The organism is Citrobacter sp. CK191 (assembly GCF_030333435.1).
In the GTDB taxonomy this organism is placed as follows: Bacteria; Pseudomonadota; Gammaproteobacteria; order Enterobacterales; family Enterobacteriaceae; genus Citrobacter_B; species Citrobacter_B koseri.
This window is the reverse complement of the sequence record NZ_JAOWFX010000025.1, coordinates 1-13,923: the sequence shown is the minus strand read 5'-3', so window position 1 is coordinate 13,923 and position 13,923 is coordinate 1. Positions and strand designations below refer to the sequence as shown.

14 protein-coding genes and 2 tRNA genes are annotated in these 13,923 nt (G+C 53.9%); 4 read left to right on the top strand and 12 right to left on the bottom strand.

The window, feature by feature from the left end:
* Positions 1 to 5 precede the first annotated feature (5 nt).
* A complete protein-coding gene (locus OGV82_RS06480; protein WP_047460036.1) occupies positions 6 to 707 on the bottom strand; it encodes a Crp/Fnr family transcriptional regulator in 702 nt (233 codons plus the stop codon).
* Between the two features lie 194 nt (positions 708 to 901).
* On the opposite strand from OGV82_RS06480, the gene ppiC reads away from it, so the two are divergent.
* Positions 902 to 1,183, top strand: a complete 282-nt coding sequence (ppiC, locus tag OGV82_RS06475) for a peptidylprolyl isomerase PpiC (protein ID WP_001140251.1) — start codon at positions 902 to 904, stop codon at positions 1,181 to 1,183.
* Between the two features lie 121 nt (positions 1,184 to 1,304).
* Here ppiC and ilvC read toward each other — a convergent pair whose 3' ends face one another.
* Positions 1,305 to 2,780, bottom strand: coding sequence for a ketol-acid reductoisomerase (gene ilvC / locus OGV82_RS06470; protein ID WP_012131124.1), 1,476 nt, complete (start codon positions 2,778 to 2,780; stop codon positions 1,305 to 1,307).
* 165 nt (positions 2,781 to 2,945) lie between these two features.
* Here ilvC and ilvY point away from each other — a divergent pair, with 165 nt between their 5' ends.
* Positions 2,946 to 3,836, top strand: coding sequence for an HTH-type transcriptional activator IlvY (gene ilvY, locus OGV82_RS06465; protein ID WP_024130093.1), 891 nt, complete (start codon positions 2,946 to 2,948; stop codon positions 3,834 to 3,836).
* 76 nt (positions 3,837 to 3,912) lie between these two features.
* Here the strand turns inward: ilvY and ilvA are convergent, their stop codons facing one another.
* The 7 genes from ilvA to ilvL form a co-directional block, all read right to left on the bottom strand.
* Entirely contained in the window at positions 3,913 to 5,457 is a 1,545-nt protein-coding gene (gene ilvA, locus OGV82_RS06460) for a threonine ammonia-lyase, biosynthetic (RefSeq protein ID WP_047463829.1), read from the bottom strand.
* Between the two features lie 2 nt (positions 5,458 to 5,459).
* Positions 5,460 to 7,310, bottom strand: a complete 1,851-nt coding sequence (gene ilvD, locus OGV82_RS06455) for a dihydroxy-acid dehydratase (protein ID WP_047460043.1) — start codon at positions 7,308 to 7,310, stop codon at positions 5,460 to 5,462.
* 66 nt (positions 7,311 to 7,376) lie between these two features.
* On the bottom strand, positions 7,377 to 8,306 hold the full coding sequence (gene ilvE / locus OGV82_RS06450; protein ID WP_047460046.1) for a branched-chain-amino-acid transaminase: 930 nt from the start codon (positions 8,304 to 8,306) through the stop codon (positions 7,377 to 7,379).
* A gap of 17 nt (positions 8,307 to 8,323) precedes the next feature.
* A complete protein-coding gene (gene ilvM / locus OGV82_RS06445) occupies positions 8,324 to 8,587 on the bottom strand; it encodes an acetolactate synthase 2 small subunit (RefSeq protein WP_012131119.1) in 264 nt (87 codons plus the stop codon).
* Positions 8,584 to 10,230 (bottom strand): acetolactate synthase 2 catalytic subunit, encoded by a 1,647-nt coding sequence (gene ilvG / locus OGV82_RS06440; RefSeq protein ID WP_047460048.1) that lies wholly within the window; start codon positions 10,228 to 10,230, stop codon positions 8,584 to 8,586. The genes ilvM and ilvG overlap by 4 nt, the downstream gene beginning before the upstream one ends.
* A gap of 2 nt (positions 10,231 to 10,232) precedes the next feature.
* A complete protein-coding gene (gene ilvX / locus OGV82_RS22860; RefSeq protein ID WP_202401504.1) occupies positions 10,233 to 10,283 on the bottom strand; it encodes a peptide IlvX in 51 nt (16 codons plus the stop codon).
* An 86-nt stretch (positions 10,284 to 10,369) separates the two neighbouring features.
* Positions 10,370 to 10,468, bottom strand: coding sequence for an ilv operon leader peptide (ilvL, locus tag OGV82_RS06435; RefSeq protein ID WP_001311244.1), 99 nt, complete (start codon positions 10,466 to 10,468; stop codon positions 10,370 to 10,372).
* Positions 10,469 to 10,819: 351 nt separating this feature from the next.
* On the opposite strand from ilvL, the gene OGV82_RS06430 reads away from it, so the two are divergent.
* The gene (locus OGV82_RS06430) at positions 10,820 to 12,340 is read left to right on the top strand and encodes a YifB family Mg chelatase-like AAA ATPase (RefSeq protein WP_047460055.1); all 1,521 of its coding nucleotides are present in this window, start codon (positions 10,820 to 10,822) and stop codon (positions 12,338 to 12,340) included.
* A 26-nt stretch (positions 12,341 to 12,366) separates the two neighbouring features.
* Here the strand turns inward: OGV82_RS06430 and maoP are convergent, their stop codons facing one another.
* Positions 12,367 to 12,705 (bottom strand): macrodomain Ori organization protein MaoP, encoded by a 339-nt coding sequence (gene maoP / locus OGV82_RS06425; RefSeq protein ID WP_012131115.1) that lies wholly within the window; start codon positions 12,703 to 12,705, stop codon positions 12,367 to 12,369.
* A 106-nt stretch (positions 12,706 to 12,811) separates the two neighbouring features.
* On the opposite strand from maoP, the gene hdfR reads away from it, so the two are divergent.
* A complete protein-coding gene (hdfR, locus tag OGV82_RS06420; RefSeq protein WP_012131114.1) occupies positions 12,812 to 13,657 on the top strand; it encodes an HTH-type transcriptional regulator HdfR in 846 nt (281 codons plus the stop codon).
* A gap of 103 nt (positions 13,658 to 13,760) precedes the next feature.
* Here hdfR and OGV82_RS06415 read toward each other — a convergent pair.
* Together OGV82_RS06415 and OGV82_RS06410 are read right to left on the bottom strand one after the other, a co-directional pair.
* A tRNA-Trp gene (locus OGV82_RS06415) sits at positions 13,761 to 13,836 on the bottom strand.
* A gap of 8 nt (positions 13,837 to 13,844) precedes the next feature.
* Positions 13,845 to 13,921, bottom strand: a tRNA-Asp gene (locus tag OGV82_RS06410).
* Positions 13,922 to 13,923: the final 2 nt, after the last annotated feature.

Below are 13,923 nucleotides of genomic sequence, written 5' to 3'. Positions count from 1 at the left end.
GGGACTCAGATCTCCGCCTCCTGTTTCAGTTTTTCAGGGGCTAATAAGACGATCCGCTCACCGTCGGTATCAATAATTTTCAGCGATTTCAGATCGTGCAAAATACGGTTGATACTGCGCGTCGTCGCCGCAAATTCCTGACTGAGATTTTGTTTATCCAGCAAAATCGTGGTCGATTCATCATGTTGATATCGCTGCCATAATGCCTGGCAAACCCGTTGATACAGCGAGTACAAATTGTCGCTGCTGGCCTTTTTCGACAACTGATAATATTGCTGGCTGAAAAAGCGCAGCATCCGCTGGTTAAAATGGTTATCCAGCGTCAGCCAGCGATGAAAATCCGCCTGCGGCAGGCTTAACAACTGAACGCTGCCAACCGCCATCACCGAGCAGATGTAATGCCGCGACTCAAAAATCTCCAGCTCGCCCAGCATGTCGCCTTTGCGGTAATGTGCCTGCCGATAACGGCGCCCGTCTTCAGCTTCGTAAAAGACATCCACCTCACCGGAAACAATCAGCGAGAATTGCCGACAAATGTCGCCCTGACGGCAAATCAGCGCTCCGCGAGGTATTTCCTCAACGCGCCAGCGCTGCATGATGTCCAGCGGGCAATATTTGAGCAGCTCATACAGCTGCGGATCGCGTACGATTTGGGTTAGCCCTGTCAGCCAGTCGCCTGAAAATTCTGCGTTTTTCATTGAGCTCATGTTATCTCTCTCCTGAGATGGAAAGACAGGACGGCTGTCCTGTTGCAGAGGGAATATGTCTGATAAAAGTGTCGTTCATCTCCCGGTTCATTAAACCCGGCGGGACATCTGTCCTGCGATGGCGAAGAGTATATGTCCGACGCCCTAAGGAATGATAAAGTGGCGGGCAACCTTTGAGACATGAGAGCGAAATAATGGCGAAAACCGCAGCAGCACTGCATATCCTGGTAAAAGAAGAGAAGCTGGCGCTGGATCTTCTGGAACAAATCAAGAATGGCGCCGACTTTGGCAAACTGGCGAAAAAGCACTCTATCTGCCCGTCAGGCAAAAGAGGCGGTGACTTAGGTGAGTTTCGTCAAGGCCAGATGGTTCCGGCATTCGACAAAGTGGTCTTCTCCTGCCCGGTGCTGGAGCCAACCGGCCCACTGCACACTCAGTTCGGATACCACATCATTAAGGTGCTGTATCGCAACTAATAAAAAGCCCGGTGAGTATAAACACCGGGCTTTTTTGCCGGATGGCGCTAACGCTTACCCGGCCTACGAAATAATGGCTTTTTATAGGTCGGGTAAGCGTTAGCGCCACCCGACAACCTGTTTAACCAGCTACTGCAATGCGTTTCATATCAGTCATATAGCCACGCAGTTTCTGGCCCACTTTCTCAATAGCGTGACCACGAATCGCTTCGTTCACATCACGCAACTGTGCGTTGTCAACCGCGCCTTCAGCAATCGCTTTACCCAGATCGCCCGGTTGAATTTCAGTCATGAACGCTTTCAGCAACGGTACGCAAGCGTAAGAGAACAGGTAGTTGCCGTACTCGGCGGTGTCAGAGATAACCACGTTCATTTCATACAGACGCTTACGGGCGATGGTGTTGGCGATCAGCGGCAGTTCGTGCAGTGACTCATAGTACGCAGACTCTTCGATGATGCCGGAATCCACCATGGTTTCGAATGCCAGCTCAACGCCCGCTTTCACCATCGCGATCATCAGTACGCCTTTATCGAAGTACTCCTGCTCACCGATTTTACCTTCATACTGCGGCGCGGTTTCGAATGCGGTTTTACCGGTCTCTTCGCGCCAGGTCAGCAGTTTCTTATCGTCATTCGCCCAGTCCGCCATCATGCCGGAGGAGAATTCACCGGAGATGATGTCGTCCATGTGTTTCTGGAACAGCGGCGCCATGATGGTTTTCAGCTGTTCAGACAGCGCATAAGCACGCAGTTTTGCCGGATTGGACAGACGATCCATCATCAGCGTAATGCCGCCCTGCTTCAGCGCTTCGGTGATAGTTTCCCAGCCGTACTGAATCAGTTTTTCCGCATATGCCGGATCGGTACCTTCTTCCACCAGCTTATCGAAGCACAGCAGAGAACCCGCTTGCAGCATACCGCACAGGATGGTCTGCTCGCCCATCAGGTCAGATTTCACTTCCGCCACGAAGGAGGACTCCAGCACGCCCGCACGATGACCGCCAGTTGCCGCCGCCCATGCTTTAGCAATCGCCATCCCTTCGCCTTTCGGATCGTTTTCCGGGTGAACGGCGATCAGCGTCGGTACACCGAAACCACGTTTGTACTCTTCACGGACTTCAGTACCCGGGCACTTCGGCGCCACCATCACCACGGTGATATCTTTGCGGATCTGCTCGCCCACTTCCACAATGTTGAAACCGTGGGAGTAACCCAGCGCCGCGCCGTCTTTCATCAGAGGTTGTACGGAACGCACCACGTCGGAGTGCTGTTTGTCCGGCGTCAGGTTAACCACCAGATCAGCCTGCGGGATCAGCTCTTCGTAAGTCCCCACTTTGAAGCCGTTTTCGGTCGCTTTACGCCAGGAAGCACGTTTCTCGGCAATCGCCTCTTTACGCAGGGCGTAGGCGATATCCAGACCAGAGTCACGCATGTTCAGGCCCTGGTTCAGCCCCTGAGCACCACAGCCGACGATGACCACTTTTTTACCCTGAAGGTAGCTCGCGCCATCGGCAAATTCATCGCGGCCCATAAAGCGACATTTACCCAGTTGCGCCAACTGCTGGCGCAGATTCAGTGTATTAAAGTAGTTAGCCATATCTGTAACTCCGTGATGTTGTGTCGTGCTTATTGTTCGGTTCGCTTGCCGTGTCTGTGCAAGAGAGAATGAACTCACTATATGACAGGAAATTTATTGCGGAAATTGATATATTCACAACATCATATTGCAATTTCTGCAACGTAGACATCGGGAGTAGAGCCAGTGGATTTACGCGATCTGAAAACCTTCCTGCATCTGGCGGAAAGTCGCCATTTTGGCCGCAGCGCGCGGGCAATGCACGTTAGCCCTTCCACGCTCTCCCGGCAGATTCAACGCCTCGAAGAGGATCTCGGTCAGCCGCTGTTCATTCGCGATAACCGTACCGTCACGCTCACCGAAGCGGGAGAAGAGCTGCGAACGTTCGCCCAGCAAACGCTGTTGCAGTATCAGCAGTTACGCCACACTATCGACCAACAAGGCCCGTCGCTGTCGGGCGAGCTGCATATCTTCTGCTCGGTCACCGCCGCTTATAGCCATCTGCCGCCCATTCTTGACCGTTTCCGGGCGGAGCATCCCTCTGTGGAAATCAAACTCACCACCGGCGATGCCGCCGATGCGATGGAAAAAGTGGTGACGGGCGAGGCGGATCTGGCGATTGCCGGTAAACCGGAAACCCTGCCCGGGGCGGTTGCGTTTTCAATGCTGGAGAATCTGGCGGTGGTGCTGATAGCTCCCGCATTGCCTTGCCCGGTGCGAAATCAGGTCTCAGTGGATAAACCCGACTGGTCAACGGTGCCGTTTATCATGGCCGATCAAGGCCCGGTGCGTCGCCGTATTGAGCTGTGGTTCCGCCGTCAGAAAATCAGCAATCCGTCGATATACGCGACGGTCGGTGGACATGAAGCGATGGTGTCGATGGTCGCGCTCGGCTGCGGCGTGGCGCTGCTGCCGGAAGTGGTATTGGAAAATAGCCCTGAACCCGTGCGTAACCGCGTGATGATCCTGGAGCGCAGCGACGAGAAAACGCCGTTTGAGCTGGGCGTTTGCGCACAAAAAAAGCGGCTGCATGAGCCGCTTATTGATGCGTTCTGGAACATTCTGCCCAACCACTAGCCGGATGGCGGCGCAAGCGCCTTATCCGGCCTACGGCTCAAAAGAACGTAGGCCTGATAAGCGCAGCGCCATCAGGCTATCCCGCAAGGAAAAAGCGGAACGCCGGGTTATCGCTTTCGTTGTGGCACTCGTAGCCCAACTCATTCAGCCGGGTTTCGAAATCTGGCTCGTTTTCGCCCAGTTCGAACGCCGCCAGCACACGACCATAGTCGGTGCCGTGGCTGCGATAGTGGAACAGCGAAATATTCCAGTGCGTTCCCAGCGTGTGCAGAAACTTCAGCAGCGCGCCGGGTGACTCTGGAAATTCGAAACTGTACAGACGTTCCTGCAACGGTTTCGATGGGCGTCCGCCAACCATATAGCGCACATGCAGTTTCGCCATTTCGTCGTCGGAGAGATCCACCACGCTGTAGCCGCCTTCATGCAGCAGCGCGAGAATCTCTTTGCGCTCTTCCAGTCCACGGCTCAGACGGACGCCGACAAAAATGCAGGCATCTTGAGCGTCGGCAAAACGGTAGTTAAATTCGGTAACGGAACGGCCGCCCAGCAGCTGACAAAACTTCAGGAAGCTGCCTTTCTCTTCCGGGATAGTCACCGCCAGCAGCGCTTCGCGCTGTTCACCCAGCTCGCAGCGTTCAGACACATAGCGCAGACCATGAAAGTTCACATTCGCGCCAGAAAGCACATGCGCCAGGCGTTCGCCGCGAATATTGTGTTGGGCGATGTATTTTTTCATCCCCGCCAGCGCCAGCGCACCGGAAGGTTCCGCCACCGCACGCACATCCTCGAACAGATCTTTCATCGCTGCGCAAATCGCATCGCTGTCGACGGTGATAATGTCGTCGAGATATTCCTGGCACAGACGGAAGGTTTCATCGCCGATACGTTTAACCGCCACGCCTTCGGCAAACAGTCCCACACGCGGGAGATCCACCGGATGACCGGCATCCAGCGCCGCTTTCAGGCAGGCCGAATCTTCCGCTTCAACGGCGATCACTTTGATTTGCGGCATCAGTTGTTTGATGAGCACCGCCACGCCTGCCGCCAGTCCACCGCCGCCAACCGGCACGAATACGCGGTCGAGATGCGCATCCTGCTGGAGCAGTTCCAGCGCCAGCGTGCCCTGCCCGGCAATCACCATCGGATGATCGAACGGCGGAACCCAGGTGAAGCCCTGCTGTTGCGCCAGATCGATAGCTTTTGCTTTCGCTTCATCAAAGTTCGCGCCGTGCAGCAGCACTTCCCCGCCAAACCCGCGCACCGCGTCCACTTTGATATCGGCGGTCGCCAGCGGCATCACAATCAATGCTTTCACACCCAAACGCGCGGAGGAGAACGCCACGCCCTGAGCATGGTTACCCGCCGATGCGGTGATAACGCCGTGGGCTTTTTGTTCTTCGGTGAGCCCCGCCATCATCGCGTAGGCTCCGCGCAGCTTGAAGCTGTGTACAGGCTGCCTGTCTTCACGCTTCACGAGAATAACGTTGTCGAGGCGCGAAGAGAGTTTTTCCATTTTTTGCAGCGGCGTCACCTGCGCTGCTTCATATACCGGCGCGCGGAGTACCGCACGCAGGTACTCCGCCCCTTCCGGGGCGGCTGACAGGGGTTGCGACTCGGCCATCATCAACCTCCCAGCTTCGATTTATCGCGTACCGCGCCTTTATCGGCGCTGGTCGCCAGGCTGGCATAAGCACGCAGCGCAAAGGAGACCGGACGCTGACGATCTTTCGGCGTCCAGGCTTTATCACCACGGGCTTCCTGCGCTTCGCGACGCGCGGCGATTTCCGCATCGCTCAGTTGCAGTTGAATACCACGGTTTGGAATATCAATAGCAATCATGTCGCCATTTTCGATGATGGCGATATTACCGCCGCTGGCCGCTTCCGGTGAGACGTGACCGATAGAGAGGCCAGACGTGCCGCCGGAGAAACGGCCATCGGTGATCAGCGCACAGGCTTTACCCAGCCCCATCGATTTCAGGAAGGTGGTCGGGTAGAGCATTTCCTGCATACCAGGACCCCCCTTCGGCCCTTCGTAGCGAATAACCACCACATCACCGGCAACCACCTTACCGCCGAGGATCGCCTCAACCGCATCGTCCTGGCTTTCATAGACTTTCGCCGGGCCGGTAAATTTCAGGATGCTGTCATCCACGCCCGCAGTTTTTACGATACAGCCGTTTTCAGCAAAGTTACCGTAGAGCACAGCCAGACCGCCATCTTTGCTGTAGGCATGTTCCAGCGAGCGAATGCAGCCTTCGGCGCGGTCGGTATCCAGCGAATCCCAGCGGCAATCCTGCGAGAACGCCTGCGTCGTGCGGATACCCGCCGGGCCTGCACGGAACATCTGTTTTACCGCTTCATTCTGGCTGACCATAACGTCGTACTGCTCCAGCGTTTGCGGCAGCGTCAGACCCAGCACGTTTTTTACATCGCGATTCATCAACCCGGCGCGATCCAGCTCGCCCAGAATACCCAGTACGCCGCCTGCGCGGTGGACGTCTTCCATGTGGTATTTCTGCGTACTTGGCGCGACTTTACACAACTGTGGAACCTTGCGGGAAAGCTTGTCGATATCGCTCATGGTGAAGTCGATTTCCGCTTCCTGCGCCGCCGCCAGCAGGTGTAAAACGGTGTTGGTCGAACCGCCCATGGCGATATCCAGCGTCATGGCGTTTTCAAACGCCGCTTTACTGGCGATATTACGCGGCAGTGCGGAAGCATCGTCCTGCTCGTAGTAACGTTTAGTCAGCTCAACAATGCGCTTACCGGCATTGAGGAACAGCTGCTTGCGATCGGCGTGGGTTGCCAGCAACGAGCCGTTGCCCGGCTGCGACAGGCCCAGCGCTTCCGTCAGGCAGTTCATTGAGTTAGCGGTGAACATCCCGGAACACGACCCACAGGTCGGGCAGGCGGAGCGTTCGACCTGATTGCTCTGATCGTCGGAAACTTTCGGGTCCGCGCCCTGAATCATCGCATCAACCAGATCGAGCTTAATGATCTGATCGGAAAGTTTGGTTTTCCCGGCTTCCATCGGGCCGCCGGAGACAAAAATTACCGGAATGTTCAGGCGCAGCGAGGCCATCAGCATCCCTGGGGTGATTTTGTCGCAGTTGGAGATACAGACCATCGCATCCGCACAGTGGGCGTTCACCATGTACTCCACCGAGTCGGCGATCAGTTCGCGAGACGGCAGTGAATACAGCATGCCCCCGTGACCCATAGCGATGCCATCATCCACGGCAATGGTGTTGAACTCTTTGGCGACGCCGCCAGAGGCTTCAATCTGTTCGGCGACCAGCTTACCGAGATCGCGCAGGTGAACATGACCCGGCACAAACTGGGTGAATGAGTTCACGACGGCGATGATCGGTTTGCCAAAATCGGCATCGGTCATCCCGGTGGCGCGCCACAGCGCGCGGGCACCCGCCATATTGCGACCATGTGTGGTTGTGGCGGAACGATACTTAGGCATGCGTAATTTACTCCCAGTGTCTGTCTGTTAAATGGGACGGTGCGTGCCGTCCCATTTATTTTTAATTTATGGATTTACCTGATCCAACCAGCCCCATTTATCTTCGGTTTCACCGGTGAAGAGGCCAAAGAATGCTTGCTGAATACGTTTGGTGACCGGACCGCAGCGGCCCTCGCCTATCTGGATACCGTCCACGCTACGAACCGGTGTGATCTCTGCCGCAGTACCGGACATAAACACTTCGTCCGCCAGATACAGAGATTCGCGAGACAGCACCTGCTCACGCACTTCGATATCCAGCTCTTTCGCCAGCTTGATGATCGCATCACGGGTAATACCTGGCAGCGCGGAGGAGGTAAACGGCGGGGTAAACAACACGCCATCTTTCACTTCAAACAGGTTTTCGCCTGCGCCTTCGGAAATATAACCATTCACATCCAGCGCGATACCTTCCTGGTAGCCATGACGACGAGCTTCACTCCCTACCAGCAGTGAAGAAAGGTAGTTACCGCCCGCTTTTGCCGCTGTTGGAATGGTGTTTGGCGCTGCGCGGTTCCAGGAAGAAACCATCGCATCGATCCCCTGATCCAGCGCTTCTGCGCCCAGGTATGCGCCCCACGGGAACGCCGCGATGATGACGTCAGTGCTGTACCCCGGAGGCGGGTTAACGCCCATCCCCACATCGCCCACAAACACCAGCGGACGAATATACGCGCTGGTCAGGTTGTTTTTACGGATAACGTCGCGGCAGGCTTCCATTAGCTCATCAACGCTCTGGGAGACGGGAAAACGATAGATTTTGGCTGAATCATGCAAACGCTGCATGTGTTCACGATGGCGGAACACCACTGGACCTTTGTGAGAGTCGTAGCAACGGATCCCTTCAAACACGGAAGTACCGTAGTGCAGTGCGTGGGACATCACATGAACCTTCGCATCTTCCCAACGAATCATCTCACCATTGAACCAGATGTAATCAGCTTTTTTCGTCGTCATTTTTCTTCCTTTTGCGCTCAGGCGCGGATTTGTTGTGATGTGGTTGTGCTCTGGCAGATAGCAACATGTGCAACATCTACCAGTTTACTTAACTGACTAAACAGTAAGTCGACCGACCGGGGGCTGGCAACGGTCAATTCGATATTTATATTTTGCGCATCGGTGGCGGCTTCCATATTCATGGAGCACACCTGAAAACCACGGTGGCGAACCACGCGTAAAACACGTTCTAACGTTTCCGGGTTGAAACGAGCTGCCACATTGACCTGATGTTGCATCATGATAATTTCTCCAGCATTTCTGAGTTACTGGCGCCAGGCGGCACCAGGGGCCAGACATTCTCAAGTTCGTCGATTGAGACATGAAGCAGGTATGGCCCATCACTGTTCAGCATGGTGTCGAGCGCCGCTTCAACCTGGTCTTTACGGGTGATGTGTTGGCCAGGAATGCCGAAGGCGCTGGCTAACATGAGGAAATCGGGGTTATCGGTAAGGGTGGTTTCGCTATATCGTTCCTGGAAAAACAGTTGTTGCCATTGTCGAACCATGCCTAACCGCTGGTTATCGAGTAAGACAATCTTCAACGGCAACTGCTTGCGTTTTACGGTGCCCAACTCTTGTACATTCATCATGAAAGAGCCGTCACCGGAGATACAGATAACGGTATCATTCGGCCTCGCAACCTGCGCGCCAACCGCCGCAGGCAGGCCAAAACCCATCGTACCTAAGCCGCTGGAGGTGATGAAATTCTCCGGGCGCGAGTACGTCATATGCTGCGCAGACCACATCTGATGCTGGCCCACATCCGTCGTCACCACGCTGTCTGCGGGTTTACGTTCCGACAGCTGTTTTAACAGCAGCGGCGCATAGATGGCTTCACCGGGATGATCGTAACGCCAGGCGTGCTCAGTACGCAGTTCAGCATTGTGCTGGCGCCAGGCGTCAATATTTAACGGTTGCTGTAACGCGGGCAATAATGCGTTCAGATCGCCCTGCAACGCGACATGCGCCTGACGCAGTTTGTTCATTTCCGCCGGATCGATATCCATGTGGATCACGCTGGCGTTCGGCGCAAAGGTATTCAGCTTGCCCGTCACCCGGTCATCAAAACGTGCCCCTACGGCAATCAGCAGATCGCACTCCTGCACCGCAAAGTTTGCCGCTTTAGTGCCATGCATCCCCAACATACCGAGATAATACGGATAGTCGGCATCCACCGCGCCCAGGCCTTTTAACGTGCAGGTCACCGGCATTTGCGTCGCAGCGATAAATGCGCGCAGCGCGGGTACGGCCTGCGCCATGCCTACGCCGCCGCCCACGTACAGCATCGGTTTTTGCGCCTGCGCCATCATCCGACGCGCCTGCTCAACGTCCGCGTGCGGGAAAGCCGTTTCGTTTTCAACGGTGGTGAAATACGGCTCCAGTGAACCATTGGCTAACTGGATATCTTTGGGGATATCAACCAGAACAGGGCCAGGACGACCCGAGTTAGCAACCCGGAAAGCCTCAGCCATGATGCGCGGCAGCTCTTCCAGCGATTGCACGAGGAAGCTGTGCTTAGTACATGCCAACGACAGCCCCAGCACATCAACCTCCTGAAAAGCGTCCGTTCCGATGAACGGAGCGGAAACCTGACCCGTGATGGCCACAACCGGCACGGAATCTAACAGTGCGTCAGCCAGACCGGTGATCAAATTGGTAGCGCCAGGGCCGGACGTGGCGATACAGACGCCCGTTTTGCCCGTTGAACGCGCATAGCCGATTGCCGCCATCGCCGCACCCTGCTCGTGACGACACAACAGATGTTCCACGCCGCCGTCATACAACGCATCGTAAACCGGCATAATTGCGCCACCGGGATAACCAAAAACGGTTTCAACGCCCTGTGCTCGCAAAGCATGTACCACCCACTGTGCCCCATTCATAGCTACATCCCCGCCGTAAATCTGGAGAAACAGAATTTTATGCTATTAGTCATTATCTGCTCCTCGTTTATGTTTTTAAGGTCAAAAAAAACCCCCGGACCTTTCGGTGCGGGGGTCTTAGTTCGTTAAGGCTTGATTTCTAAGCCTTTCCTCGTCCAAGTGCAGCCCCGCACGGTGGGATAATAATCACCACCACGCTAATCACGACCAGGCTAATCACTCGTAGAAGGGCTGTCATTTTTGTCTATTCTTGCATCTTGTTCGAAGGAATGCCTAAAGAGTTACCATAGCTTTCGCCAATAGCACAAGATATTTTTATTTTCATTTTTCTGACGCAGCTAACGGTTTAGCAAAAAATCATTGTTTTTTATACAAAAAACAGGAAATGAAAAATTTTCACTTTTTGCCTCATGAACAACAGCAACCCCCATCTTTTTTTCGCATCTGTTATTTTTTGCGAGCACGCTTCCGAACAGCAAAGCATATTTTGAAAACGCGATAAAATTACCTGAATATGCGCCGAAAATTAACAATCGTGCAGGATATTTCTGGTTTTTAATGCAGCATAATTCTCTCAACGGGAGGAGTTATGTCACTGTCGATTGTTCACACACGCGCCGCACTTGGCGTTAATGCGCCGCCAATAACCATCGAGGTGCATATCAGTAATGGCCTGCCGGGTTTAACAATGGTTGGGCTACCTGAAACGACGGTAAAGGAGGCCCGGGATCGGGTTCGCAGCGCAATCATCAATAGCGGGTATGAATTTCCGGCGAAGAAAATCACCATTAATCTGGCTCCGGCAGATTTACCCAAAGAGGGCGGAAGATATGATTTACCTATCGCAATTGCGCTTCTGGCGGCGTCAGAGCAACTTACAACAAATAAGCTTAATGAATATGAACTGGTGGGCGAACTGGCCCTTACAGGTGCGTTACGTGGCGTTCCAGGCGCGATATCCAGTGCAACCGAGGCGATTCGGGCAGGCAGACATATCATTGTTGCAAAAGAGAATGCAACAGAAGTTGGGCTAATCAGCGGAGAGGGATGCCTGATTGCAGATCATCTGCAAACGGTATGCGCATTTCTGGAAGGGAAACGGGATCTTGAGAAACCAGTCTCTACCGATTCTGACGCCTGTTTACTGCATGACGATCTCAGTGATGTTATCGGTCAGGAACAGGGGAAACGAGGCCTGGAAATCACGGCCGCAGGAGGGCACAACCTGCTGCTGATAGGCCCGCCAGGTACGGGAAAAACCATGCTGGCCAGCCGCATTAATGGGCTACTGCCATCATTAAGCGACAAAGAAGCGCTGGAAAGTGCGGCGATTCTCAGCCTGGTGAACGCTGATACGGTACAAAGGCAGTGGAAACGACGTCCTTTCCGCTCGCCTCATCACAGCGCGTCATTAACGGCAATGGTAGGGGGAGGTTCAATACCCGCGCCAGGAGAAATATCGCTGGCGCACAACGGTATTCTGTTTCTGGATGAACTGCCTGAGTTTGAGCGACGCACGCTGGATGCGCTGCGTGAACCTATTGAGTCTGGTCAGATACACCTTTCGCGCACCCGGGCAAAGATCACCTATCCTGCGCGCTTCCAACTGGTTGCAGCGATGAATCCCAGCCCGACCGGTCACTATCAGGGGAACCATAATCGCTGTAGCCCGGAACAGACGTTGCGCTACCTCAGCCGTTTATCCGGCCCCTTTCTCGATCGATTCGATCTCTCGCTCGAAATTCCCCTGCCACCGCCCGGTATACTCAGCCAGGCAGCGGTGAAAGGCGAGGACAGCGCTACAGTGAAAGTACGGGTGATATCCGCACGGAAACGCCAGTACGAACGACAGGGGAAGCTAAACGCCCATCTGGACAGCCAGGGTATACGAAAGTACTGCTCTCTACACAGTGATGATGCGCACTGGCTGGAGGAGACGCTGATACATCTGGGATTGTCTATACGAGCCTGGCAGCGCTTACTGAAGGTTGCCCGTACCATTGCCGATCTGGAACAAACGGAGAATATTACGCGCCTGCATTTGCAGGAGGCTGTGGGCTATCGGGCAATAGACAGGCTACTGATTCATTTACAAAAACTACTGACGTAAAAAAAGGGCATTTCGCCCTTTTTTTATTAATCGTCAGATTCGGTGTAGTCTTCCGCACCTTCCATCTGCGGTTTACCGCCAGACAGAGTGTGGAAACGTTTTGGACGCTTAATACGCGTCATATATTTAGACCAGACGCGTTCTGCTTCTGTCACCGGCTCACGTTCGCCACGGCATACCGCGACAAACAGTCTCTCTTCTTCGGTTACTGGCTCACGTTTCCCCAGATCCAGCTCATTGAAGGCATAACCATGACGTTCAAGCAGTTGTGCCTCTTTGATGGTGAAATCACCATGACGAGAGAATCCGCGTGGATAATATTTGTTGTCGAAATATCGATTAGTCGTCGTAAAGCTTTCCGCCATCCTGCACGCTCCTAATTCTTTGGCCGAGCTATTTATGGCGCGGAGTATTAGTTACGCTTGACAGAGTGTAAAACAAAAGATTTAAATCATTACGACAAATAATTTTGTGGAGAGCGTTGTGGATACGGAATTGTTAAAAACTTTCCTGGAAGTTAGCCGGACACGCCACTTTGGACGAGCGGCAGAAGCGCTCTACCTGACCCAATCGGCGGTCAGTTTTCGGATAAGACAACTGGAAAATCAGCTTGGTGTGAACCTGTTCACCCGGCACAGAAACAATATCCGCTTAACCGCAGCAGGTGAAAAGCTACTACCCTATGCAGAAACGCTGATGAATACGTGGCAGGCGGCACGTAAGGAAGTGGCGCATACGTCGCGGCATAATGAGTTTTCTATCGGTGCCAGCGCTTCTCTGTGGGAGTGCATGCTCAATGGCTGGCTGGCACGCTTATATCAGTCTCTGGAGCCGCAAGCCAGTCTGCAATTTGAAGCCAGGATCGCTCAACGCCAGTCGTTAGTAAAGCAACTCCATGAACGTCAGCTTGATCTGCTCATTACCACCGAAGCGCCAAAAATGGATGAGTTTAGCAGCCAATTGCTGGGACATTTCACACTCGCATTGTATTGCAGCAGCCCATCACAGATGAAAGATGAATTAAATTATCTGCGTCTTGAGTGGGGGCCTGATTTTCAACAGCATGAAGTGGGTTTGATTGCGAGCGATGAGGTTCCCGTTCTTACCACCAGTTCAGCTGAACTGGCGAGACAGCAACTGTCTGCTCTTAATGGATGCAGTTGGCTTCCAGTTGGCTGGGCCAAAGAAAAAGGCGGGCTTCATACCGTTGCCGACAGCGCTACGCTTTCACGCCCGTTATATGCAATATGGCTACAAAATAGCGATAAACATACGTTGATCCGCGATCTGTTAAAAACAAACGTCCTGGAAGATTAAAGGGACAGCAATGGCAAGGATGCCGGGAAAGGAGTTGAATGGATATGCTGGGGGCCGTTTTTCAGGCAAAAAAAATCCTTAGCAAATGCTAAGGATAATTTTCTGGCAGGGGCGGAGAGACTCGAACTCCCAACACCCGGTTTTGGAGACCGGTGCTCTACCAATTGAACTACGCCCCTAATTAGGGTGGCGGAACGGACGGGACTCGAACCCGCGACCCCCTGCGTGACAGGCAGGTATTCTAACCAACTGAACTACCGCTCCAC